Annotated in this window: 25 protein-coding genes and 3 pseudogenes; 7 read left to right on the forward strand and 21 right to left on the reverse strand. The window is 68.7% G+C overall.

Features of this window, described 5'->3' with window-relative positions:
* Positions 1 to 29 precede the first annotated feature (29 nt).
* The 9 genes and pseudogenes from QQ657_RS13065 to QQ657_RS13105 form a co-directional block, all read right to left on the reverse strand.
* Positions 30 to 236, reverse strand: coding sequence for a hypothetical protein (locus tag QQ657_RS13065; RefSeq protein ID WP_284742360.1), 207 nt, complete (start codon positions 234 to 236; stop codon positions 30 to 32).
* A complete protein-coding gene (locus QQ657_RS13070) occupies positions 233 to 571 on the reverse strand; it encodes an SDR family NAD(P)-dependent oxidoreductase (protein WP_350310674.1) in 339 nt (112 codons plus the stop codon). Before QQ657_RS13070 ends, QQ657_RS13065 begins: the two co-directional genes overlap by 4 nt.
* 64 nt (positions 572 to 635) lie before the next feature.
* Positions 636 to 1,232, reverse strand: a pseudogene (locus QQ657_RS13075) (SDR family NAD(P)-dependent oxidoreductase); the annotation flags it as partial.
* A 353-nt stretch (positions 1,233 to 1,585) separates the two neighbouring features.
* Entirely contained in the window at positions 1,586 to 1,726 is a 141-nt protein-coding gene (locus tag QQ657_RS13080) for a hypothetical protein (protein ID WP_284742361.1), read from the reverse strand.
* A 307-nt stretch (positions 1,727 to 2,033) separates the two neighbouring features.
* A complete protein-coding gene (locus QQ657_RS13085) occupies positions 2,034 to 2,387 on the reverse strand; it encodes a class III extradiol ring-cleavage dioxygenase family protein (protein WP_284742362.1) in 354 nt (117 codons plus the stop codon).
* 326 nt (positions 2,388 to 2,713) lie between these two features.
* The gene (gene folP / locus QQ657_RS13090) at positions 2,714 to 3,550 is read right to left on the reverse strand and encodes a dihydropteroate synthase (RefSeq protein ID WP_284742482.1); all 837 of its coding nucleotides are present in this window, start codon (positions 3,548 to 3,550) and stop codon (positions 2,714 to 2,716) included.
* 597 nt (positions 3,551 to 4,147) lie between these two features.
* Positions 4,148 to 5,086, reverse strand: a complete 939-nt coding sequence (locus QQ657_RS13095) for an NADPH:quinone oxidoreductase family protein (protein ID WP_284742363.1) — start codon at positions 5,084 to 5,086, stop codon at positions 4,148 to 4,150.
* Between the two features lie 44 nt (positions 5,087 to 5,130).
* On the reverse strand, positions 5,131 to 5,583 hold the full coding sequence (locus QQ657_RS13100) for a VOC family protein (RefSeq protein ID WP_284742364.1): 453 nt from the start codon (positions 5,581 to 5,583) through the stop codon (positions 5,131 to 5,133).
* Positions 5,580 to 6,344 (reverse strand): crotonase/enoyl-CoA hydratase family protein, encoded by a 765-nt coding sequence (locus tag QQ657_RS13105; RefSeq protein WP_284742365.1) that lies wholly within the window; start codon positions 6,342 to 6,344, stop codon positions 5,580 to 5,582. The genes QQ657_RS13100 and QQ657_RS13105 overlap by 4 nt, the downstream gene beginning before the upstream one ends.
* Positions 6,345 to 6,458: 114 nt before the next feature.
* Between QQ657_RS13105 and QQ657_RS13110 the strand changes: the two genes are divergently transcribed.
* From QQ657_RS13110 to QQ657_RS13120, 3 genes are read left to right on the forward strand one after another with little or no spacing between them, the layout of a single operon-like run.
* Positions 6,459 to 7,463, forward strand: a complete 1,005-nt coding sequence (locus QQ657_RS13110) for a phosphotransferase family protein (RefSeq protein WP_284742366.1) — start codon at positions 6,459 to 6,461, stop codon at positions 7,461 to 7,463.
* An 8-nt stretch (positions 7,464 to 7,471) separates the two neighbouring features.
* Positions 7,472 to 8,791 carry an acyl-CoA dehydrogenase family protein gene (locus QQ657_RS13115; protein ID WP_284742367.1) on the forward strand — a complete coding sequence of 440 codons (1,320 nt, stop codon included), beginning with the start codon at positions 7,472 to 7,474 and terminating at the stop codon, positions 8,789 to 8,791.
* The gene (locus tag QQ657_RS13120) at positions 8,788 to 9,528 is read left to right on the forward strand and encodes an SDR family NAD(P)-dependent oxidoreductase (protein ID WP_284742368.1); all 741 of its coding nucleotides are present in this window, start codon (positions 8,788 to 8,790) and stop codon (positions 9,526 to 9,528) included. Before QQ657_RS13115 ends, QQ657_RS13120 begins: the two co-directional genes overlap by 4 nt.
* Before the next feature lie 9 nt (positions 9,529 to 9,537).
* Here the strand turns inward: QQ657_RS13120 and QQ657_RS13125 are convergent, their stop codons facing one another.
* The 7 genes from QQ657_RS13125 to QQ657_RS13155 all read right to left on the reverse strand — a co-directional run bounded on the left by QQ657_RS13125 (position 9,538) and on the right by QQ657_RS13155 (position 15,061).
* The gene (locus QQ657_RS13125) at positions 9,538 to 9,819 is read right to left on the reverse strand and encodes a class III extradiol ring-cleavage dioxygenase family protein (protein ID WP_284742369.1); all 282 of its coding nucleotides are present in this window, start codon (positions 9,817 to 9,819) and stop codon (positions 9,538 to 9,540) included.
* 45 nt (positions 9,820 to 9,864) lie between these two features.
* Positions 9,865 to 10,209, reverse strand: coding sequence for a hypothetical protein (locus tag QQ657_RS13130; protein ID WP_284742370.1), 345 nt, complete (start codon positions 10,207 to 10,209; stop codon positions 9,865 to 9,867).
* Positions 10,206 to 11,042, reverse strand: a complete 837-nt coding sequence (gene folP / locus QQ657_RS13135) for a dihydropteroate synthase (RefSeq protein WP_284742371.1) — start codon at positions 11,040 to 11,042, stop codon at positions 10,206 to 10,208. The genes QQ657_RS13130 and folP (QQ657_RS13135) overlap by 4 nt, the downstream gene beginning before the upstream one ends.
* 57 nt (positions 11,043 to 11,099) lie before the next feature.
* The gene (locus QQ657_RS13140; protein WP_284742372.1) at positions 11,100 to 12,356 is read right to left on the reverse strand and encodes an amidohydrolase family protein; all 1,257 of its coding nucleotides are present in this window, start codon (positions 12,354 to 12,356) and stop codon (positions 11,100 to 11,102) included.
* A 214-nt stretch (positions 12,357 to 12,570) separates the two neighbouring features.
* Positions 12,571 to 13,791: a cytochrome P450 gene (locus QQ657_RS13145; protein WP_284742373.1), complete on the reverse strand. Its 1,221-nt coding sequence runs from the start codon at positions 13,789 to 13,791 to the stop codon at positions 12,571 to 12,573.
* A 54-nt stretch (positions 13,792 to 13,845) separates the two neighbouring features.
* Positions 13,846 to 14,586 carry an SDR family NAD(P)-dependent oxidoreductase gene (locus QQ657_RS13150; protein WP_284742374.1) on the reverse strand — a complete coding sequence of 247 codons (741 nt, stop codon included), beginning with the start codon at positions 14,584 to 14,586 and terminating at the stop codon, positions 13,846 to 13,848.
* Positions 14,587 to 14,656: 70 nt separating this feature from the next.
* Positions 14,657 to 15,061: a carboxymuconolactone decarboxylase family protein gene (locus QQ657_RS13155; protein ID WP_284742375.1), complete on the reverse strand. Its 405-nt coding sequence runs from the start codon at positions 15,059 to 15,061 to the stop codon at positions 14,657 to 14,659.
* Positions 15,062 to 15,272: 211 nt separating this feature from the next.
* Here QQ657_RS13155 and QQ657_RS13160 point away from each other — a divergent pair, with 211 nt between their 5' ends.
* Positions 15,273 to 16,904, forward strand: coding sequence for a flavin-containing monooxygenase (locus tag QQ657_RS13160; protein WP_284742376.1), 1,632 nt, complete (start codon positions 15,273 to 15,275; stop codon positions 16,902 to 16,904).
* Between the two features lie 45 nt (positions 16,905 to 16,949).
* Here the strand turns inward: QQ657_RS13160 and QQ657_RS13165 are convergent, their stop codons facing one another.
* Positions 16,950 to 17,348, reverse strand: a complete 399-nt coding sequence (locus QQ657_RS13165) for a nuclear transport factor 2 family protein (protein ID WP_284742377.1) — start codon at positions 17,346 to 17,348, stop codon at positions 16,950 to 16,952.
* 10 nt (positions 17,349 to 17,358) lie between these two features.
* The gene (locus QQ657_RS13170) at positions 17,359 to 17,757 is read right to left on the reverse strand and encodes a YybH family protein (protein ID WP_284742378.1); all 399 of its coding nucleotides are present in this window, start codon (positions 17,755 to 17,757) and stop codon (positions 17,359 to 17,361) included.
* A gap of 183 nt (positions 17,758 to 17,940) precedes the next feature.
* Here QQ657_RS13170 and QQ657_RS13175 point away from each other — a divergent pair, with 183 nt between their 5' ends.
* Together QQ657_RS13175 and QQ657_RS13180 are read left to right on the forward strand one after the other, a co-directional pair.
* Positions 17,941 to 18,987, forward strand: a complete 1,047-nt coding sequence (locus tag QQ657_RS13175) for a cyclase family protein (protein ID WP_284742379.1) — start codon at positions 17,941 to 17,943, stop codon at positions 18,985 to 18,987.
* A gap of 70 nt (positions 18,988 to 19,057) precedes the next feature.
* On the forward strand, positions 19,058 to 19,636 hold the full coding sequence (locus QQ657_RS13180) for an isochorismatase family protein (RefSeq protein WP_284742380.1): 579 nt from the start codon (positions 19,058 to 19,060) through the stop codon (positions 19,634 to 19,636).
* Here QQ657_RS13180 and QQ657_RS13185 read toward each other — a convergent pair.
* The 3 genes and pseudogenes from QQ657_RS13185 to QQ657_RS13195 all read right to left on the reverse strand — a co-directional run.
* Positions 19,620 to 20,552: an SDR family NAD(P)-dependent oxidoreductase gene (locus tag QQ657_RS13185; RefSeq protein ID WP_284742381.1), complete on the reverse strand. Its 933-nt coding sequence runs from the start codon at positions 20,550 to 20,552 to the stop codon at positions 19,620 to 19,622. The two genes, QQ657_RS13180 and QQ657_RS13185, sit on opposite strands and share 17 nt — an antisense overlap.
* A gap of 25 nt (positions 20,553 to 20,577) precedes the next feature.
* Positions 20,578 to 21,021: an enoyl-CoA hydratase-related protein gene (locus QQ657_RS13190; RefSeq protein WP_284742483.1), complete on the reverse strand. Its 444-nt coding sequence runs from the start codon at positions 21,019 to 21,021 to the stop codon at positions 20,578 to 20,580.
* A pseudogene (locus QQ657_RS13195) lies at positions 20,913 to 21,434 on the reverse strand (enoyl-CoA hydratase/isomerase family protein); the annotation flags it as partial. The pseudogene QQ657_RS13195 and the gene QQ657_RS13190, both read right to left, overlap by 109 nt.
* A gap of 42 nt (positions 21,435 to 21,476) precedes the next feature.
* On the opposite strand from QQ657_RS13195, the pseudogene QQ657_RS56700 reads away from it, so the two are divergent.
* Positions 21,477 to 21,899 (forward strand): annotated as a pseudogene (locus QQ657_RS56700) (SDR family oxidoreductase); the annotation flags it as partial.
* Positions 21,900 to 21,920 lie beyond the last annotated feature (21 nt).

The raw sequence follows: 21,920 nt of genomic DNA on the forward strand, positions 1-21,920 counted from the left end.
CCGGCAGCCGGTTGGCGACACGTCGACAATCACCCGCGTGGGGCCCGCCAGACCAGCGAGGGCAGCCCGGCCGAGCGCTGCCGCAGCCCGGTCAGCTCGATGCGCGCCGGATCGAGCTGTAGGAGCGCGTAGGACGGATCGGTTTTGCCGCCCTTCCAGAACAAGATCGGGTCGTACCCCAGCGGCGCCGGCGTGCCGGCGAACAGGTCCCAGATCCGTGCCCGGTCGAGTTTCACTGAGCCGACCAGCCACCATCGGAGGGGAGCACAGCACCGTTGATGTTCACACCATCATCGCTGAGCAGGAAGGTGATCGACGCGGCCAACTGTTCGGCTGTCGCGATCGGCGGAATGAGACGCAGGAACTCACGCAGCCGACCTTGGCCGAACTCCGATGGTGCCGCACCCTGGGCGATACCGGTCGCCACCCCGCCGGGCGCCACGGCGTTGACGCGGATGCCGTGCGGGCCGTACATGACAGCGCAGCTTCGGGTCATCCCGACCACCGCGTGTTTTGATGCGGTGTAGGCAATCCCGGCAGCCGAACCGCGCAGTGCCGCTTCGGACGCGATGGCACCCTTGCGCCTCCAGCATTGCCGGAACGACCGCGCGGATAAGCAGGAAGGTGCCGTCGATGTTGACCGCGAAAACGCGCCGCCACAGTCCGTCGCTCACCTCGTGAGCCGGGGAGAAGTCATCGGCGATACCGGCAACGTTGGCGAGCCCATCGATGCGTGCGCCCGCGACGGCGAGGATCCGCTCGATTCCTGCGGGCTCGGTGATGTCCACGGGGACCGGCTCCACTCCGGGAGACTCGGCGGCGAAGGCTTCCAGGCGATCCATCGAAACGTCGACAGCGACGACACGGCCGCCCTCTCGCACGATCCGGCTTGCAACGGCTCGTCCGATTCCGGACGCGGCGCCGGTCACGATCACCGTGCGGACGTCGAAGCGTCCAGGGACGATCCGCTCTCGCCGACCAATAGTACCCACTCCGGGCACCGGGACGACCCCGTGGTTGGCTCGGGCGACGAGGTCGTTGACCACGTCCTGATCGAGCTTCCCCTGGCTGAGGGCGACGAGTGGGCCGAGCGGCAGCAGGCGGACCCATGCGAGTGCGGCCTCGTCGACTCCAGGGTCGGCGAGCATCGCCTTGATGAGCGGACCACCGTCCGGGTGAGCCACCCACGTACCGATCGGGGTATCCGCGGTCAGCGGTTCCGGCGTGATCATTACGGCAGAGTACACGAATTTTAAATCACTTGCTTGACCAGAGTCTCACGCCACGCCGCACGACAACCGGTGGAGATCGACTCATACACCTTGCGCCGTATGTAACGAGCAGAGCCGGACCGACATATCGCGCAGACGAGCTCACCCACTACACCGAGCGACTGGCTCGCCGAGGATCGCACCACCCGTTGCGGGCCGTCTGCCGTGCTGCATGATCAGCGTGACAGCCAAGGCGACTAGCCCAGACGCACCCAAGACCAGGAACACCTAGGTGTAGCCGCGCCAGGAGCAGATCGGTCCGGCGGACCGGTCGACGATGTTCGCTGACAGCATCGAGGCGATGACGATGGGCATCACCGATCCTGCGAAAGCGCCGCGAAGGACTGCAATTCAGTACTCACGCCGTGCATCCCCGGAGGCACCGCTTCGATCACGAGATTGGCCCCCTGCGCGTTGTAGAACCCGCACGAGATGCCCAGCACCAAGCCGAACACGACAAAGTACCGCAGCCAGTGCCGGTGTCACCCTGCCACTGCACCGGCTCGCACGCTGCACCGAAGTACGGCTGCACGGGAGCCGCGTCGGCGCGAGTGCCGAGCTCCCCGGCATTCGCCGACCGCGTAGCCGCGACGCCGGACACCGCCCGCCCGCCCAAGGTCAGGGTGGGCCTCGTTCCCGGCCGGGCGTACGGTGAGCGCTGCCGCGAGATCAGGCGCTGGAGCAAGTTCTACGCGGCGGTCTCCGGCAAACCGCTCGATGCCGCGACTGCTGTGGCGTGGGGCCGGCGGACGAGGTTGTCCTTCAGCTGAGCAACCACGTGAACACCGGGTACCAGACTCCGAACGGGTCGTCGCTGTAGCGACATTTCGCTTCCACCGTCCGCCCTTCGCAGGCGCCGGCGAACACTTGCCAGGCCACCCGGCCACCGACGAGCAATTCCTCGGCAAGGTCTGGTTCGAGGTTGTAGAACGGCTCGGTCTCGCCCGTGTGGAGGGCTTCCCCGAGGATGTGGTCGACCTGCAAGGCCTGGGTGTCTTCGTACCCAGGCGCCCGAGGCCCTCGGCGGGCGCTTCCGTCAGCCATGACCAGCAAACCGATCCGTCCGGCCCGCTCGGCGAGCCACCGGCCATAGCCGCGGCACTCCCCGACCGCCATGGACTCGTCGACTCCGTGGAACTCTACAGGCATCGGAGCATCCGCAATGAGACCTCGAGCCACGTCAAGGCCCAATGGGATTGTTTCGCCCGCTGGGGCTGGATCTAGTCCTGGAGCGAAGAGGTGCCGGGGCGAAGGCGCGTTCGCGGGCCAAGCGCGCGTCCCGGACGAGCTGCCGACCGCCACGATGACGTCCGGCTCCGCCGCGAGGAGGTCGCCGACCGCCACCCGGCAGGCGGCCCGCAATCGCTCGACCTCAGGCACCTGAGCCCCGGTCACGCCGGGCAACAGCAGCGGCGGATGGGGGCAGGTGGCCGCCCGGACGATCACGCCAGCCCCCGCACGACCCGGGCAGGGGGCTTCCGGCCCTGCACCACCGCGACCATGTCGAGAACCTGACGGGTTTCGGCAACGTTGTGCACGCGGACCACCGCGGCACCTTCCCAGGCACACAGCGCGGTCACGGCGAGACTGCCGACGAGCCGGTCAGGCACCGCCGCGTCGAGGACTTCGCCGACGAAGTCTTTGTTGGACAACGAGGCCAGCACCGGCCACCCTGTCCGCACAAGCTCACCGAACCGGCGGGTCAGCTCGAGCGAGTGCCAGGTGTTCTTGCCGAAGTCATGCGTCGGGTCGATCAGGATGCCCGCCGCGGGGACACCGGCGCGGACGAGGGCCTCAGCACTCCGCGTGACCTCGGTGACGACGTCCGCGACCACGTCGGCGAACCCAGCCCGGTGAGGGCGGGTCCGGGGCGCTGCGCCGCCGGTGTGCGTGCAGACGTACCCGGCGCCGAACTCGGCGGCAATTTCGGCAAGTCTCGGGTCCGCGCCTGCCCAGGTGTCGTTGATCAGGTCAGCACCCGCCTCACAGGCAAGGCGGCCAACCTCATGCCGCCAGGTATCGACGCTGATCGCCAGCTCCGGGAACCGCGTCCGGATCTCGGTCACGAACGGAACCACCCGGCGAATTTCCTCGGGCGCGTCCACCTCCGCGCCCGGGCCGGCCTTGACTCCGCCGACATCGACGATGTCCGCTCCCTCGGCTACCGCCAGCTCGACCGCAGCGAAGGCTTGCTCCCGGTCGAAGGTGGCTCCGCGATCGTAGAACGAGTCCGGCGTGCGGTTCACAATCGCCATGAGCAGTGTCCGGTCACGGCGCATCACCCGCCCCCTGAACCGGATCTCCGACAGCTCACTCACCATGCTTTCAGGATACTCAATTCTTGCTCAGCGACAAGATCGCCCCCGATTTTCACAAAGTTAGGACCTTGATCAGTTCTGAGTATACTCAATTACACGACTGGAATGACGATGGGACATTGGTTCTCGACACAGCCGTACATCGATGTGCATCGAACGGACAACTGCTCGGACCAGCGCATCTTCGTGCACAAACAGGCAACGGAGGAACCGAACGCCGAAGGTGCTGGAGGCCTGGCCGGGAGACGTCCGCACCGCCGTCGCGGCGGCATGAAGACCCTTCGATGAAGGACTCTCGCCCCGACTCGCACCGGCCCGAGTGCGCGACCGTCCCTGCTGCGCACGGCCGAGGAGATGAAGCGACCTCTGGACGAGCTGGTCGCCCTGGACGTGGCCGAAGCCGGATCCGTGCGGTGGCTCGCCGAAAGCATCTAGATGAGCATCCCGATCGCGCACCTACGAGACATGACCGAACGCGTGCTGCCGACCTTCCTCTGAGAGCGGCGGATCGACCCGACGATTACTCCCAGCACCCAACATCATGGCCCTTGAGTCTCCTCATCTAGATTCGCCCGTCATCTCGAGGACGATCTTCCCGCTCGTGCGGCGCTCGGCGACGGCGGTCAGCGCAGCCGCGACCTCGGACAGCGGATGCACTTCGGAGACCAGCGGACGCATCCCGGCCCGGACCATCCCGGCCAGGGCGAGTTCGGCGGCGGTTGCGGCATCGGGGTCTTCCCAGCGAATCGTTCGCGCCTCGAACCCCCGTACGACCAGGTTCTTAAGCAGCACCAAGTTCAGCGGGATGCGCGGGATCCCGCCGTCGGCGAACCCGACCGTGACGAACCGGCCAGCTCGGCGCAGCGCGCGGAGGGCCACCTCCGCGTGGTCACCGCCGACCGGGTCGATCACCAGGTGGGCACCCGGTCCCCCGGTCAGTTCCCGGATCCGGGCCTTCAGGTCTTCCCGGGCGTAGTCGATACCAGCCTCAGCTCCGAGCTCGCGGGCGACCCCGAGCCGCTGCTCGCTCGACGCCGCGGCGATGACACGCAGACCCAGTCGCGTCGCAACGTCGACCACGGCGGACCCGACCCCGCCTGCGGCACCGAGCACCGCCACCCACTCCCCCGCCGTGGCTCCGCCGACCGTCACCAGGGCGTGGTAGGCGGTGGTGTAGGTGACGTGGAACGCGGCGGCGTGGACCATGTCGAGGCCATCGGGAATCGAGCGCAACGCCGCGACAGGCGCCACGACCTGCTCGGCGAACGCGCCGCTCAGCACCGCCCCGGCCACGGGTGACCCCACCGCCGGCCCGGGGACTCCTGGCCCCAGCGCGGTGACGACGCCGGCGAACTCACTGCCGGGAATGAAGGGCAGCGGCGCCGAGACTTGGTAGCGGTTCGCGGCGATGAGCACATCGGGATAGTTGACCGCCGCGGTGTGCACCCGGACCAGGACCTCGCCCGGCCCGGGCTCGGGGTCATCGAGTTCCGCCACCGAAATCCCGCTCGGCGGGCCGTATGCCACGCACCGGGCAGCCCTCATCGCGGTGTTCTCGCTCGCAGGTAGATGGGGAAGTCCGGGATCAGCGCGCGATCCACGATCTCCACCCGCGTTCCCGAACGGTCCAGGTGATAGGCGAAAAATGCCGGTACACCGTCGAGCACCGCGCCTGCTTCGAACGCGAATCCCGCTTCCTCCAGCAGCTTCGACGTCTTCGGGACGTCATCGCAGAAGTAGCCCAGGTGGTGCGCGGAAGCCGTCCACGGGGTCCCCGGTATCTCCTGTACGAGTTCGATGTGCGGCGCGTCGAGCGAGTAGGCGTACCGCAGCGGCAGCACCCGCTCGGCGTCGGCGGTGCGGATGGTCAGGTCGGCGGCCTGGATCGTCGTCCACCGGTAGCCGGCGACCTCGCCCAGCCGCACTATCGACGCTTCGAGATCCGGTACCACGATTCCCGTGTGGTACAGGTCGGCGGCGCTGAGCGGCGTCACCGGCCTTTCCAGACCGGTGCCCGCTTCTCGGCGAACGCGATCGCGCCCTCCTTGGCGTCGGCCGAGGCGAACACCGGCCGGACGATCTCGGCCTGCTCGGCCCAGGCCGCGTCCACTAGCCAATCGGCGCTCGACCGGGCGACCTGTTTGGTCGCCGCGACGGCGAGCGGGCCGTTCGCCGCGATGGTCCGAGCCAGACTAAAGGTCTCTTCGAGCGCGTCGCCTTCGTCGGTGAGCCGGTTCACCAGACCGGCCGCGGCCGCACGCTCCGCGTCGAACGGCTCGCCCGTCAGCAGGAGTTCCAGCGCGAGCGCGACCGGGATCCGGCGGGGCAGCAGCAACGCCCCGCCACCGGCGGCCACCAGGGAGCGTTTCACCTCGGGCACCCCGAACCTCGCCGTCCGCGCCGCGACCACGAGATCGCACGCGAGCACCAGTTCGAACCCACCGGCCAGGGCCCAGCCCTCGACCGCGGCTATGAGCGGTTTCCGCGGCGGCGTCATCGTTATCCCGCACAGCCCGCGCCCCTCGATCGCGGGGCTTTCCCCACGCAGGAACGCTTTCAGGTCCATGCCCGCGGAGAACGTCCCGCCCGCGCCGGTGAGCACGCCGACCCGCAGCTCGTCCGACGCATCGAGTTCGTCCACGGCGGCCGCGACCCCGGCCGCCACGGCCGCGTCAAGGGCGTTCTTCGCCCGGGGGCGGTTGATCGTGATGACTTGGACAGCGCCGTGGCGCTCGACGACGACCTCGTCCGGCACGTTTCCTCCTCGACGCATCGTTGCCTCCAAAGAGTACCCTTAAAGTCCGACTGCGACGTACTATCGCGTCACCTATCCTGAATTACGTATACCCATTATGAGCAAGGGAGACGGATGACCGGCGGATCCCCCACGGCGCGGATCGGCGTGGCCGATCCCTCGGACGTCGTCCGGCGGGCGGCGAAGGCCACCGGACGCCCCCTGCGGGACCTCGCCGCGCTGCCCGGCGGGACATCCAGCCTCACCTACTCCGCCGTGACGGACACGGACGTCCGCGTCGTCGTGAAGGTCGCCCCGCCGGGGCTCGAACCGGTCCGCAACCGGGACGTGCTGCGCCAAGCTCGCTTGTTGAGCGCGCTCTCCGAGGTGCCCGGTGTGGTGGTGCCACAGGTGCTGGGGTGCGATCCCGGTGCCCCGCCGGACGTTCCGCCCTTGTTCGTCATGTCCTATGCGGACGGTGAGAGCTACGAACCCCGACACGACAACCGCGATCATCGGCCACCGGCGGCCGAGGTGCGGGAACGGGCCACGGCGGCGGCCCGCATGCTGGCGGCCCTGCACACCGCCGACCCGGCGGCGCTGGGGATCACCGAGGCCGCCGTACCGCTGGAAACCGAGGTCGAGCGGTGGTGGAAGGCCCTGGCCACGTGCGAACTCGCGCCGGAAGACGCCCGTGCCGAGCTGGACTGCCGTCGCCGGCTTACGAAGTCGATCCCCAGGCAGCTGCGACCCGCGGTGCTGCACGGCGACTGGCGGCTGGGCAACATGCAGTGCTCCGGCCCGGGGATCCGCGCGGTGATCGACTGGGAGATCTGGTCGATCGGCGACCCGCGGCTGGACCTCGCGTGGCTGCGGCTGATGTCCGATCCCACGCACCCGACGGCGGTCGCACCCGAGGCGCCCACGTTGGAACCCGACGAGTTGCTGGCCGCGTACGGCGCTCCGGTGGCGGACCTCGCGTGGTTCGACGCCCTCGTCCGCTACAAGCAGGCCGCCGCGTCCGCGCTCCTGGTGAAGAACGCCGAGCGCCGCGGTCAGGTCACCGACCGGGTGGAGCGGATGCGCGGCGGGATCCCGCTGTTGCTCGCCGCCGCGCTCACCCACCTCACCCGCCGCTAGGAGGACCGATGCTGGACTTCTCGATCGAGCCCGAGTTCCAGGCCGAACTGGACTGGGCCGCGGCCTTCGTCCGAGCGGAGGTCGAACCGCTCGACCTGTTGTTCCCGCACGGCGGCGACCCGTACGACACGCACAACGAGAAGGCCCGCGCAATCCTCAAGCCGTTGCAGGAGCAGGTCCGGGCCCACGGCCTGTGGGCCTGCCACCTGGGCCCCGAGCTGGGCGGGCCGGGCTACGGCCAGGTCAAGCTCGCCTACCTCAACGAGATCCTCGGCCGCTCCTACTGGGCCCCCACCGTCTTCGGCACCGCCGCGCCCGACACCGGCAACGCCGAGATCCTGGCGATGTTCGGGACCGACGACCAGAAAGCGCGGTACCTGCAGCCGTTGCTGGACGGCGAGATCGTCTCCACGTTCTCGATGACCGAACCGCAGGCTGGCGCCGATCCGAAGGAGTTCGTCTGCCGTGCTTGGCGCGAAGACGACGAGTGGGTGATCGACGGCGAGAAGTGGTTCTCCTCCAACGCGCGGTACGCGGAGTTCCTCATCGTCATGGCCGTCACGGACCCGGACGCGCCGCCGCACCGGCGGATGTCGATGTTCGTCGTACCGGCCGAAACGCCGGGCATCGAGATCAAGCGCAACGTCGCCACGATGGACGAACGCGAGTCGCTCGACGAAGGCATCCACGCCTACCTCCGTTACAACCAGGTGCGCGTCCCGCTCGACGCCATGCTGGGCGGCCCGGGCGACGGCTTCAAGGTGGCTCAGGCCCGTCTCGGCGGCGGGCGGGTGCACCACGCGATGCGCTCGGTCGGCAAGTGCACCCGCGCCTTCGACATGATGTGTGAACGTGCCCTTTCCCGCCGTACGCAAGGAACTCTGCTCGCCGAAAAGCAGGCCGTCCAGCAGTTCATCGCGGACTCGTGGATCGAACTGCAGCAGTTCCGGCTGCTCGTGCTGAACACGGCGTGGATCATCGACACCCAGCCACACGGCACGGCCCGCACACAGATCGCGATGTGCAAGGTCGCGACGGCCAAGGTGCTGCACGACGTCATCCAGCGGGCCCTGCACCTGCACGGTTCGCTCGGCACCACCGGCGAGCTGCCGCTCGCGCACTGGTGGATGGCGGTGCCGAACCTCGCCCTCGCCGACGGCCCGACCGAGGTGCACCGCACCACGATCGCCAAACAGGTGCTGAAGAACCATCGGCCCGCAGAGGGTCTGTTCCCCAGCGAACACATCCCGCCGCGGCTCGAGGACGCCCGCAAACGGTACGCGCACATCATCAACGACTCCGGGCTGACCGGCCGGGTGAACGCATGACGTCCTTCGACCTGTCCGGCAAGGTCGCACTGGTCACGGGCGGCAGCCGGGGCCTGGGGCTGGAGATGGTGCGCGCCTTCGCCGCAGCAGGCGCGGACGTGGTGGTCACCAGCCGCAAGCTCGACGCGTGCGAGGCGGCCGCTTCGTCGGTTCGCGCCCTCGGGCGGCGTGCCCTGCCGATCGCGGCCCACGTCGGGCATTGGGACGACCTCGGCCGACTCACCGACGCCGCGTACGCCGAGTTCGGCAAGGTGGACGTCCTGGTCAACAACGCGGGCATGTCTCCGCTGACACCGTCTTCGGCGGAGACCAGCGAGGAGCTGTTCGACAAGGTGATCGGGGTCAACTTCAAGGGCCCGTTCCGCCTCGCCTCGCTGATCGGGCAGCGGATGGCCGACGGTGACGGCGGCTCGATCATCAACATCTCCTCCTCGGGTGCGTTGATGCCGCAGCCGCGCTTCGGTCCGTACGCCGGCGCCAAGGCCGCCCTGAACGCGCTGACAACGGTCTTCGCGTTGGAGTACGGCCCGACGGTGCGGGTCAACACCATCTCCGCCGGCCCGTTCCTCACCGACGTCTCGAAGGCGTGGGCCCCGGAGAAGCGCGAGAGCGCCCGGAATGCCCTCGGCAGGCCCGGGCGTCCGGAGGAGATCGTCAGTACGGCGCTGTACCTGGCCGACGACGCGTCCAGCTACACGACAGGCGCCCTGATCCGGGTGGACGGCGGACTCTATTAGGGACCGAGATCAGTTCGGCGTCCAGGTGAACACCGGATACCAGACGCCGAACGGGTCCGCACTGTAGTGGCACGTCGCCCGCGCTGCCCGGTCTTCCCATGCACCGGCGAGGACCTGCCACGCCGCCCGGCCGCCGACGAGCAGGGCATGCGCCTGGTCCGGTTCGAGCTTGAGGAACGGCTCGGGATCGCCCGTGCGCAGGGCGTCTTCGAGCACCGGGTCCAGATCCAGCGCCCGTGGATCTTCGTAGCCGGGCGCTTTCGGGCCCCGGCGTGCACTGCCGTCGGCCATGATCAGCAGCCCGATCCGCTCGGGTCGGGCGGCGAGAAGCCTGCCTTAGTCACGGCAGTCCTCGACCGGCAGTGCCACGTCCACACCGTGGAGCTCGACCGGCACTCCCCCGACGAGTTCCCGAGCCATGGCGAGGCTGAGCGGCAGCACGTCACCCGAGGGCGCAGGTTCGGGGCCCGGAGCGAAGAAATGTAGTGGTGACAGTGCATCCACCGGCCAGGTCCTAGTCGAGGGCGCACCTCCGACGGCCACGACGACGTCTACACCGGCCAGGTCCTCGATCGCTGCCCGGCACGCCACGCGCAGCTCCTCGACCTCCCGGATCGATCCGCCTGTCACACCGGAAAGCAGCAGCGGCGGGTGCGGGCACGTGACGGCGCGGACGATCACGCGAGCCCCCGGACGGCCCTGACCGGAGCCTTCCGGCCGCTCACCACAACGACCATCTCCAGTACGTCGCGCGTTTCGGCGATGTTGTGCGCCCGGAACACCGAGGCTCCTTCCCACGCGCAGATCGCGGTCACGGCGAGGCTGCCGGCCAGCCGGTCCGGCACTGCCGCGTCCAGTGCTTCACCGACGAAGTCCTTGTTCGACAGGGACGCGAGCACCGGCCACCCCGGCTCGGTCAGCTCCGCGAACCGGCGGGTCAGCTCCAGGGAATGCCAGGTGTTCTTGCCGAAGTCATGCGTCGGGTCGATCAGGATCCCGGCCGCCGGCACGCCTGCCCGGACGAGCGCGTCGGCTCGGCTGGTCACCTCGTCGACGACGTCGGCGACCACATCGGTGAAGGCGGCACGGTGCGGCCGGGTCCGAGGGGCGGCGCCGCCGGTGTGGGTGCACACGTACCCGGCGCCGAATTCGGCGGCGACTTCGGCGAGCTTGGGATCCGCGCCCGCCCAGGTGTCGTTGAGCAGGTCCGCGCCGGCCTCGCAGGCGAGGCGGCCGACCTCGTGCCGCCAGGTGTCGACGCTGATGGCCAAGTCGGGAAACCGCGCGCGGACTTCCGAGACGAACGGGACGACCCGCTGGATCTCCTCCGGCACGTCGACCGCAGCGCCCGGCCCGGCCTTCACCCCGCCGATGTCGACGATGTCCGCGCCGTCCGCGACGGCTCGTTCGACCGCCGCGAGGGCTTGGTCGTGGCCGAAGGTCGCACCGCGGTCGTAGAAGGAGTCCGGGGTGCGGTTCACGATCGCCATGATCAACGCTCGGTCCCGCCGCATCGGCCGCCCCCGGAACCGGATCTCCGGGGGCCTGCGGGATCGCATCGGGGTACCCGCTCAGACGGTTTCGGGTGCCTTGGCCAGCTTCTTGGTCTTGTCGAAGTGCGCGACGTCGGCCAGGGTGCCGCCGAGGATGGCCGCACGGTCTTCGTCGCCGACCCCTTCGAAGTTGAAGGCGACGCAGTCGGCGCTGCTGCGGAAGGTGCCTTCGGCGTGCGGGTAGTCGTTGCCCCAGGTGATCGTCGACAGCCCGGTGATGTGGCGGGCCTTGACGGCCGTCGGGTCGTCGGCGAACTGGACGTGGATCTGCCGCTGGACGTATTCGGTCGGCTTGAGCGGGTAGGGCCACTTGTCGTTGATGGCGAACAGCCGTCCCATGGAGGGCTGGTCGTTCGCGGGGCGGGTGTCGTCCCAGAAGCCGAGCCACCAGTCCGGGTCCTGGCCGATGCCCATGCGCCAGGACTTCTCCATCATGCCCATGTACGACACCAGCCAGCCGGCGCCGAATTCGGTCAGGTTGAAGTGCAGGTCGGGGAACCGTTCACAGACTCCGCCGCCGACCAGGGCAGCGATGATGCCCTGCGGGCTGGCCGCCGCGGTGTTCCCGCCGCCCATGGTCCGGCCCGACACCATGTCGTCGGTCAGCTGTCCCTTTCCCATGTTCATGGCCGTCATCAGGCCCTTGACCGTGGTCGCCGTCTCGGACACCTGCTCCTTGACGAACACCCCGCCGGTGGCGACGTGGAAGAAGACCGGCAGCCCGAGCGACTGCGCGGCGGCCCACACGGGGTCGTATTCGCGCGACCAGTACGGCAACGGCGGGATCTCCGGCAGCAGGATGGCGCCCAGTCCAGCACGGGCGATCCGCTCGATCTCGGCGACCGCGGCGGGAACGTCGGTGAGCGGGATCGCCGCCGTCGGGCGCAGCCGCTCCTGGTAAGGGAGGTACCGCTCGACGAGGTAGTCGTTCCACACGCGACAGTGCGCCATCGACAGCTCGTGGTCGTCGGTGAAAAGGACGAACAGCGACAGGTTCGGGAACATCACCGACGCGTCGACGCCGTCGAAATCCATGTCTCGAATGATGTGGTCCGGCTCCCCGTCCGGGGTCTCCCCGCCGGTCTGGCGGTACTTGGAGATCGTCCAGCCATCGAAGCCGATCGTGTGCAGCTTCTTGAACTCGGTGTGCCCGCCTTCGACGATCGGCTCGTCGAGAGTGAACTCCTCTTCCCAGAGAGCGCGGTCCCGCAGGGGCTTGGGCAGCCGGGTTTTGAACAGGTCGACCGGCTCGATGATGTGCGAGTCACCTGACACGACGAATTCCTTGAACACAGGCCGTACCTCTCTTCGAACCTCGACGTTCGTTCCGGAACCGGCACCGGTATCGCCTCAAAGTTACCTGTACCGATCGGTCTAGTCAACGACTATTCATGATCCTCAATTGGATTTCCGATGCTGCCAGCAGGCATAACTCGATCTCATGGCAAGTAGATGAGTATCCTTACTTTCAGTCGCCGAAGGTGTCGCCCTACCAGGTCACGGGAAGCTCGTACACGCCGTAGGCGAGCGAATCGCCCTTGAACTCGAGCTTGTCCCGGCCGACCGCCAGCCGCAGTGTCGGCACGCGCCGGTAGAGCGTGCCGTAGACGACCTGCAGCTCGATACGGGCGAGCTGCTGGCCGAGGCACTGGTGGGCACCCCAGGCGAACGCGTGGTGGTGCCGCGCCGCACGGGTGAGGTCGAGCCGGTCCGGTTCGGGGAACGCGTCGGAGTCCCAGTTGCCCGCCGGCAGCGAGACGATGATGCCGTCCCCAGCTCGGATGGTCTCACCCGCGATCTCGATGTCTTCCAGCGCGATCCGGCGTTGCCCGAGGTGCGGGATGGTCAGGTAGCGCAGCAGTTCCTCGACCGCGTTCGCGGTGACCGCCGGATCCTCCGTGGTCCGCAGCAGCGCCAACTGCTCCGGGTTTTCGAGCAGCGCGGCGGTGCCCAGCGTGATCATGTTCGCGCTGGTCTCGTGCCCGGCGATCAGCAGCACCATCGACAGCAGCGTGGCGTCGGGCAGCTCCAGCTCGCCCGCCTTCACCCGCGCCGCGAAGTCCGACAGCACGTCGTTGCCCGGCTCGGCCATCTTCGTCTGGAGCAGCTGCGTCAGATAGCCCCCCAGCGCTTGCATGCCCGCGAGGCTCTCCTCGGCGGTCGCCTCCCGCTTGACGGCCACGGTGGCGTGCTGCTGGAAGAAGTCGTGGTCGGCGTACGGCACGCCGAGCAGCTCGCAGATCATCAGCGACGGCAGCGGCAACGACAGCGCCGTCACCAGGTCCGCCGGCTTCGGCCCGGCCAGCATCCGATCGATGAGGTCGTCGGTGATCTGCTGGATGGCCGGCCGCAGCTTCTCCATCCGATTGCGGGTGAACGGTGCCGTCATCATCCGCCGGATCCGCACATGGTCGGCGCCATCGGCATTGAAGATCGTCAACGGCCGGTGGTCGACGGTCTCCGCCATCGCCTGCGACGGGTAGGGGAACCCGGGCAGCTTCTCGTTCACGCTCACGCGCGGATCCGACAGGATTTCGCGCTGTGTCGCGTGACCGGTGACGATCCACGGGGTGCTGCCGTCCCAGATCCGGGCGCGGAACAAGGGCTTCCCTTGTTCCAGCAGTTCCGCCGGCGGCGCGAACGGGCACTCGCCGTCCCTGACCCCGGGGTACTCGGGAATTCGCGTCGCGGTGGTTTCGGTCTCGGCCATGGTCTTTCCTCCGAACTCGTGTGGGAACGCCGTCAGTCCTCGATGTCGATCGCCTCAAACCAGGTAGCGCCCGCCGTTCGCGCTGAGGGTCTGGCCGGTCACGTAGCCGGCTTCCTCCGAGACGAGGTACGCGACCGCGTAGGCGATGTCCTCCGGCCGGCCCGCCCGCTTCATCGGCATCGTGGCCGCGACCACGTCGACGTCGAAGGGGCCTTCGCGCATCAGGGGCGTGTCGACGAACCCGGGAGGCACGTTGTTGACCGTGATTCCCTGGTCGGCGTACTCCATGGCGAGGGCCTTCGTCAGTCCGATGACACCACCCTTGGACGCGGCGTAGTGGGCCATCGCGGGTGCCCCGGTCTGCGCCGACGACGACGAGATGTTCACGATCCGGCCCCAGCCCGCCGCCAGCATGTCCGGCACCAGTTCGCGGGTGACCAGGAACGGGCCCCGGAGGTTGACCCCGATCAGGCGGTCCCACGATTCCTCGGTGATGCTCGTGAAGGGCTCGAAGGCGGTGATGCCGGCATTGTTGACCAGGATCGAGACGGGACCAAGCTCCTCGCGGGTCCGGGCCGCCGACGCGGCCACCGCCGACGCGTCGGCCGCGTCGCCCGCCACCGCGATCGCCGTGCCGCCTGCCTCGCGGATCCCGGCGACGGTTTTTTCGGCTCCCTCGCCGTTCAGATCCCAGACCGCGACCGCGGCCCCTTGCGCCGCGAGCACGGCGGCGATCGACTCGCCGATCCCGCGGCCGCCGCCGGTGACGACGGCGACCTTTCCTTCGAGTGACATGCTGGCTCCTTGTGTTTCGTCGTACGGCCGCCCCGCGACCCGGCGCACCGCCCGGCCGCGGGGCGGCTCGCTATTCGGCCAGCGCTGCGCGGGCGGCGGTGCGGGCCGCGACGGCCCGGGGGAAGCCGGCGTAGCCGCTGGCGTGGTAGATGACCTCGGCGAGCTCGTCCTCGCTCAGCCCGTTCGACCGCGCGATCCGGAAATGGGCCCGCAGCTCCGTCTCGGCGCCGAGCGCGATCAGGATGCCCAACGTGACCAGGCTGCGGTCACGGTGACCGAGCCCGTCGCGGGCCCACAACCCACCGAAGACACTGGTCAGTCCGATTTCCAGGAGGTCCTCGCCGAACTCGCCGTCCCGCAGGTCGATGTTCCCGTCCGGAAATACGCCGGGCAGCAGCTTGCGCATGGTCTCGAGCCCCGCGGCCCGCAGGTCCGGCTCGGCGGCAGCGGTTCCCTCGGTGTCCTCGGTACTCATGCGTTACTCCCGTTGCGTCCGGTCGTGGTAGCGGTCGCAGCCAAAATTAGAACAGTCGGTCAAGACAATCAACGCTTCGCCGCAACTTATCCGAAACCGTTGCGCGCCGTAGCTCTTGCGGCTCACCGTTGAACAGTTCGGCCGCCTCCTCTACCCTCACCGCTGTATATTCGACCACTCAGTCGAAAAATCAGAAGACGCGGGAGGGCCGATGAGCGAACCGCCGAAGAAGCCGGACGCAGCCGACCAGGTCGACGTACTGGTCGTGGGAAGCGGCGTCACGGGGATCTACCAGCTGTACCGGGCCCGTGAAGCCGGCTTCTCGGTGAAGCTGCTCGAAGCGGGCGACGGCGTGGGCGGCACCTGGTACTGGAACCGCTACCCCGAGGCCCGCTTCGACTCGGAGAGCTACACCTACGGCTACCTGTTCTCCCAGGAACTCTGGGAAGAGTGGGAATGGTCGGAGCGGTTCGCGGGGCAACCGGAGATCGAGCGTTACTTCAACCACGTCGTCGACAAGTTCGACCTGCGCCGCGACATCCGCTTCGGCGCCGAGGTGGTCTCCGCCGTTTGGGACGAGCCGACGGGGATATGGACCGTCCGGACGCGGGCCGGCGCGGAGATGCGGGCGCGCTTCCTCGTCGCAGCAACCGGCATCCTCTCCGTACCGCACATCCCGGACGTTCCCGGGCGCGAGGCCTTCCGCGGCGAACAGCACCACCCCGGGCGGTGGCCCAAGACGCCCGTCGACTTCGCAGGCAAGCGCGTCGCCCTCGTCGGCACCGGGGCCAGCGGCGTGCAGCTCGTTCCCGCTCTCGCCGACGAGGTGGCGTCGCTGACGGTCTTCCAGCGCACCCCCGACTGGTGCACCCCGCTCAACAACGGCCCGCTGCCGCCCGAGGAACAGGCGCAGCTCAAGGCGGACTACGAGCGGATCCGCGACACCCTGAACACGTCGCCGAGCGGTTTCCTGCACGCGATCAACCTGCGCAAGGCCGCCGAGGATTCCGCAGAGCAGCGTCAGGTCTTCTACGAAAAGATGTGGAACGGTCCCGGTTTCACGAAGTTGACCGAGAACTACCTCGACATGCTGACCGATCCGGACGTCAACGCGGAGTGGTGCGAGTTCATGGCACGGAAGATCCGCGGCATCGTCGCCGATCCCGCCACAGCCGACAAGCTGATCCCCGCGGACCACTACGCCGGACGGCGACCCCCGTTCGGGACCGGCTACTACGAGGCGTACAACAACCCGAACGTCTCGCTCGTCTCGTTGCTGGACACCCCGATCGTCCGCGTCACCGAAACGGGGATCGAGACGGCCGAAGGGGCCCTGGACTTCGACATCATCATCTGGGCGACCGGCTACGACTTCGGCACCGGGGCCCTCAACCGCCTGGGCGTCCGTGGCCGGGACGGAATCGCGCTCGAGGAGCACTGGGCAGACGGCCCGCGCTCGTTCCTCGGGATCGTGACCGCCGGCTTCCCGAACTTCTTCTTCCCCGGCGGCCCGCACGGCGCTCTGGGCAACAACCCGCGCTATTCCGGCGACCAGGTGGACTTCGTCGTCGACGCGCTCGTCCACACCCGCGACCAGGGGCACGACGTCATCGAGGTGACCGACGCAGCCGAACGGACGTGGACCGACATGATGAACGACGACAAAAACTTCTCGTCGTTCCTGAAGAGCAGCTACTTCTACGGGGGCAACATCCCCGGCAAACCGGTCCGTCAGCTGCTGAACCCGACCGGACGCTGGACGCTCCAGAAGATGATCGCCGAAGTCAATGGGAACGGCTACCCGGAGTTCAGCTTCGCGAAGCTCTCCGACGAAGCGGCGTGACCGGCCGGCCGGATGCGCCTCCGGGCCCATCCGGCCGGCCGGGCCCTACTGCAGGAACGTCGTGATCCGTCGCTGGAACTTCCACACATTCTTGCGCCGGTGCAGGGTGTCGTCGTACCGGCCTACGAGCTGGACGGCCCAACCTGCCTCCCCACGCTGGAAGAACGCCAGGTTGCTGATCGCCGTCGCTTCGTACTCGGTCCACGACGTGATCACCGTGTTGGCCACGAGGTGCAGCTGCGGCTGCGCCGGGACGAAGGCGGCATAGCCCCCCCGGATCGCTTCGTGCCCTTCGAAGACGCCCATTCCGGCGATTTCCGCGACGCCGTCCGGCCAGAAGAGCTCGACGATCTCGTCGGTGCGGCCGGCGTCCAACGCGTGCGCGTAAGCGGCGATGGCGGCCTGCGCGCCCGCCGCGACCGACTCTTCGGTGATTGAGCTCATCGGTTGTCTCCTAAGCCTGGTAGGTCGTCTTCCGGTGCTGCAGCCGCCAGTGGCCGCGGTGCCGCCGCAGCGTGTCGTCGTAGCGCCCCACGACCTGGACCGCCCAGCCCGACTCACCGCGCTGCAGGAATGCCACGTCGCTCACCGCCGTCGCCGCTTCGTCGGTCCACGACGTGAGCACGGTGTTCGTCACGAGGTGCAGCTGTGGCTGCGTCGGCGCCCAGCCTTTGAAGGCTTCGCGCAGGGCGTCGTGACCTTCGATCGGATCGGCGCCCGGCAGCTCGAGCACTCCGTCCGGTGTGTACAGGGCGACGACGTCGTCGGTGCGTCCGGCGTCCTGCGCTTGAGTGTGCGCTCCGAGCACGGCGCGCACGCCCACCGCGACCCACGCCTGTGTGGCTTCGCTCATGGTCTCTCCGAGGTCGAAGGGAGATTGTTTAGACCGATCGGTCGAATATTGAAGACCTCAGGGTAGGCGACGGGAAGGCTCACGGACAACCCGCTGTTCAGAGTTTCGTTGACCGATCAGTACACAGTTCGTAGCATGCCGGAGCGGCCGTCATCGAAGACCGCCTGCCAAGGAGGAGTTACCGTGACGAAGCGTTGGAAGCAGCGTCCGCCGGGATCGACGTGGGGCGACTGGGGCGAGGACGACGAGCTCGGCCGCATCAACCTGCTGACCCCGCAGAAGGTCCTCGAAGGCGTTCGCGAGGTCGAATACGGAATCAGCTTCAGTCTGAGCCTGCCGCTGGACTATCCCGGCGGGACGGCCCTGAACCAGCGGCGGTACCCGCCGATCACCCGGCCCACCGAAGACCTCGAACACAAGCAAGACGTCTTCTACAACGTCGTCGCCCGCGACTCGATCGCACCGATCCTCACCGACGTGTGGTCCGACGACATGGTGACCCTCTGGCTGCAGTACTCGACGCAGTGGGACGCCCTTTCCCACCAGGGCGCCGAGTTCGACGCCGACGGCGACGGCGTCGACGAGCCGGTCTACTACAACGGCTACCGCCCGGGCGTCGACATCATCGGTCCGCAGGAGGACGCCAAGGGCGACGGCAGCGGCAGCCTCAGCTTCGCGCGCCACCTCGGCCTCGAACACATGGCGGCGCACGGGGTCCAGGGCCGGGGCGTGCTCGTCGACCTGGCGCACCACCTGGGCACCGACTGGCAGCCGGTGAACCTGAAGACGCTGCAGGAGATCATGGCGGCCGACAAGGTGGTCGTCGAACCCGGTGACATCCTCCTGCTGCACACCGGATTCGCCACCCAGGTCCTCGCCTGGGAAAAGAATCCGGACCCGGTGGCCATCCACGCCACGGCGTCCTACCTCGACGCGCACGACCCGGCACTGCTGGACTGGATCGCCGAATCACAGATCTCGGCGCTGGTCGCGGACAACTACGCGGTAGAGGGCCTGGTGCCCGACGAGAACCCCGAACGGCACACGCTGCTCCCGATCCACAAGCTCTGCCTCTTCACGCTCGGCGTCCCGCTCGGCGAACTGTGGTACCTGCACGACCTCGCAACCTGGCTGCGGGAGCACCGGCGCAGCCGGTTCCTGCTGACCGCTCCCCCACTGCGGCTGCCCGGCACCCAGGGCAGCCCGCTGACCCCGGTCGCCACCGTCTGACCGGCGCGGGCCGGGCTCACCGCCCGGCCCGCGCACCCTGCTGCCCACGTCCGTCCACTCCGGAGGTTCCATGACGCTGTCCACCCTCGACCCCGCCACTGCCCTCGTCGTCATCGACCTGCAGAAGGCGGTCACCGCGCTACCGGTAGCACACCCGATCGCCGAGGTCGTGGCCAACGCGGCGCGCTTGGCGGAGGCGTTCCGCGACCGCGGACTGCCCGTCGTCCTCGTCCGGGCCACCGGCGTCGCCCCCGGCCGCACGGAACGGTCGTTCAGCAGGCCAGGGGGATCCAAGCCGCCCATCGACGCCGCGGACCTGGTGCCGGAGCTGAACCGGCAGGACACCGACCACGAGGTCATCAAGCAGACCTGGGGCGCGTTCGTGCGCACCGGGCTCGACGAGCACCTCGAAGGTCTCGGGGTGACGCAGGTCGTCGTGGTCGGCGTCGCGACCAGCTTCAGCGTCGAGTCGACGGCACGGCAGGCGTACGAGCTCGGCTACCACGTCACGCTCGCGACCGACGCGATGACCGACTTCAGTGCCGATGCGCACGAGAACAGCGTCGTGCGGATCTTCCCCTCGCTCGGGGAGACCGGCACCACCGACGAGGTCCTGAAGCTGGTCGAGCCGCTCAGCCGCCCGGCGTGAACTGGTGCTTCAGGAATGCGCCGGACCAGGCCATCAGGTCCGCGGGCACGTAGTAGCCCGATTCGTCGTTGACGGACTTCCAGTTCTTGGCGACGTCCTCGATCGTGGCCGCACCGTCGTCGTGCACGTAACCCTCGGTGGAGGCGATGAAAAGCCGGGCGAAACGACCGGCGCCCGCGGCGTAGATCTCCCCGTTGACGGGGCAGCTCTCGTGGGCGAGGAACGCGACGATCGGGGACACCGCGTCCGAGGGCATGAACGGCTGCCCGGGCACGGCTTGGGCGTCGTCAGCCAGCGGGTCACCACCGGCCATCCGGGTCTGCGCCGCCGGGGCGATCAGGTTGACCTTGATCCCGTGCGGCTCGCCGGCCACCTTGGCGCTGCGGGCCATGCCGATGACACCCGCCTTCGCCGCCGCGTACGACAAGTTGCTGTCGAGGCCGAACAGGCCGGTCGACGTGGTCAGCACGACCCGGCCGTAACCCTGCTCGACGAAGTGCGGCCACGCAGCCCGCATGGTGGTGAACGAACCGAGCAGGTGCACGGCGAGGTGGCGCTCGAGGTTCTCCAGGTCGACGTCCGGCAGGCCGGCCCACCGGATGATGCCGGCATTGTTCACCACGACGTCGATGCGGCCGAAACGTTCGAGCGCCGCGCCGACGATCGCCTCGCCGCCCGCCGTCGTAGCGACGTCGTGAGTGTCGGCCACGGCCTCGCCGCCGGCCGCGACGATCTCGTCGACGACCGACTGCGCTGGCCCGGCGTCGACGCCGTCACCCTCCATCGATCCGCCGAGGTCGTTGACGACGACCTTCGCCCCCCGCTTCGCCAGGAGGCGGGCGTGGGCCCGGCCGATGCCGCGGCCCGCGCCGGTGACGACCGCGACGCGCCCCTGGAAACTGAACAACTCGCTCATCCGTGACTCCTCTTGGTGAAGTGACTCAACGTCCGCGGAACGTCGCTTGGCTTTTCTCGGCGAAACTGCGCAACCCGTGCCGCCCGTCTTCGCTGGCGAAGCACTTGGTGATCAGGTCGGCTTCCAGTGCCAGCCCGGCCTCGATCGGCAGTGCGGCGCCGCCGTCGATCGCCTGCTTGGCGTAGGTGAGTGCCAGCGGCCCCCGCGCGTAGGCGAGACCTTGCCCGACGGCGACGTGGAGCACCTCGGCGTCGTCGACCACCCGGTCGACGAGCCCGATCCGGAGTGCCTCGTCAGCGGCACGTGCCGGCCGGAAAGGATGAGGTCCTTCGCCCTGGCGTGCCCGACGGCGCGCGCGAGCCGTTGTGTCCCGCCGGAACCGGGCATGATGCCGAGGGTGATCTCGGGCAGCCCGAGGACGGCACCGTTCCCGGCGATCCGGAAGTCGGCCGCGAGGGCCAGTTCGCATCCGCCGCCCAGCGCGCAGCCGGTGATCGCCGCGATCGTCACCTGAGGAGCGGTCGCCACGGCGTGGAACGCCTGCTGCAGCACCCGGTTGCGCTCGTGGAACCGCTCGGGGGTGAGGGCGAACAACTCCTTGACGTCGGCGCCGGCCGCGAAGTGCCGAACTCCTCCGGTGATCACGACGGCACGGTAGGTCGTGCTCGCGTGCAGTTCCGCCGACACGTCCGCGAAGAGGTCCCACATCGTCTGGTCCAGCACGTTCATGGGCGGTCTTTCGATGCGCAGGAGGGCGAGCCGCTCGTCTGCGGAGTGGGCTTCCAGTCGCACCTTGGCCGGTTTCGGTTCGGTGGTCACAGCTCTGTGCCTCCGGAGTCGTGCGCTACGCTGGGCGCGTTTAATGTACCGATCGGTCGACATTTTGCGCCAGCGGGGATTTCGCCGGACGAAGGGCTGATGCGCATGGAAGGGCTCCAGGGGCGGCGAGTGGTGATCACCGGCGCCGGGCGCGGGCTGGGTCGTGTGCTCGCGACGGCGTTCGACATCGCAGGCGCGCGACTCGGTTTGGTGGCGCGCTCCGAAGCCGCGCTCGACAAGGTGGCGAGTGCACTCCACAACGAGCCGCTTGTGTGCGCGGGAGACGTCCGGGACGCGGCGTTCAACGCCTCGGTCGCTGCGGGCATGCTCGAACGTTTCGGCGGGGTGGACGTGTGGATCTGCAACGCCGGGGTGTCGCCCCAGGTCTCGCCGGTCACGGACACGGCTCCCGATGCCTGGCGGGAGATCATCGACGTGAACCTGACCGGGACGTTCCTCGGCGCGCGGGCGGCCGCGGCGGTGCTGGGCCCCGGTGGCCGGATCATCGTGACGGGCTCGGTCCTGGGAGACCGGCCGCGAGCCGGCCCT

The organism is Amycolatopsis ponsaeliensis (genome assembly GCF_030182635.1).
GTDB lineage: Bacteria > Actinomycetota > Actinomycetes > Mycobacteriales > Pseudonocardiaceae > Amycolatopsis > Amycolatopsis ponsaeliensis.

Excerpts from the sequence above, each read along its gene's own strand:
- QQ657_RS13165 (WP_284742377.1), bottom strand. The coding sequence starts at position 17,348 with ATGAGCTCAATCACCGAAGAGTCGGTCGCGGCGGGCGCGCAGGCCGCC.
- QQ657_RS13110 (WP_284742366.1), top strand. The coding sequence starts at position 6,459 with ATGACCGGCGGATCCCCCACGGCGCGGATCGGCGTGGCCGATCCCTCG.
- QQ657_RS13180 (WP_284742380.1), top strand. The coding sequence starts at position 19,058 with ATGACGCTGTCCACCCTCGACCCCGCCACTGCCCTCGTCGTCATCGAC.
- QQ657_RS13155 (WP_284742375.1), bottom strand. The coding sequence starts at position 15,061 with ATGAGTACCGAGGACACCGAGGGAACCGCTGCCGCCGAGCCGGACCTG.
- folP (WP_284742371.1), bottom strand. The coding sequence starts at position 11,042 with ATGCGGCGGGACCGAGCGTTGATCATGGCGATCGTGAACCGCACCCCG.
- QQ657_RS13185 (WP_284742381.1), bottom strand. The coding sequence starts at position 20,552 with ATGAGCGAGTTGTTCAGTTTCCAGGGGCGCGTCGCGGTCGTCACCGGC.
- QQ657_RS13120 (WP_284742368.1), top strand. The coding sequence starts at position 8,788 with ATGACGTCCTTCGACCTGTCCGGCAAGGTCGCACTGGTCACGGGCGGC.
- QQ657_RS13145 (WP_284742373.1), bottom strand. The coding sequence starts at position 13,791 with ATGGCCGAGACCGAAACCACCGCGACGCGAATTCCCGAGTACCCCGGG.
- QQ657_RS13170 (WP_284742378.1), bottom strand. The coding sequence starts at position 17,757 with ATGAGCGAAGCCACACAGGCGTGGGTCGCGGTGGGCGTGCGCGCCGTG.
- QQ657_RS13160 (WP_284742376.1), top strand. The coding sequence starts at position 15,273 with ATGAGCGAACCGCCGAAGAAGCCGGACGCAGCCGACCAGGTCGACGTA.
- QQ657_RS13085 (WP_284742362.1), bottom strand. The coding sequence starts at position 2,387 with ATGGCGGTCGGGGAGTGCCGCGGCTATGGCCGGTGGCTCGCCGAGCGG.
- QQ657_RS13150 (WP_284742374.1), bottom strand. The coding sequence starts at position 14,586 with ATGTCACTCGAAGGAAAGGTCGCCGTCGTCACCGGCGGCGGCCGCGGG.
- folP (WP_284742482.1), bottom strand. The coding sequence starts at position 3,550 with ATGCGCCGTGACCGGACACTGCTCATGGCGATTGTGAACCGCACGCCG.
- QQ657_RS13125 (WP_284742369.1), bottom strand. The coding sequence starts at position 9,819 with ATGGCCGACGGCAGTGCACGCCGGGGCCCGAAAGCGCCCGGCTACGAA.
- QQ657_RS13115 (WP_284742367.1), top strand. The coding sequence starts at position 7,472 with ATGCTGGACTTCTCGATCGAGCCCGAGTTCCAGGCCGAACTGGACTGG.
- QQ657_RS13190 (WP_284742483.1), bottom strand. The coding sequence starts at position 21,021 with ATGCGAACTGGCCCTCGCGGCCGACTTCCGGATCGCCGGGAACGGTGC.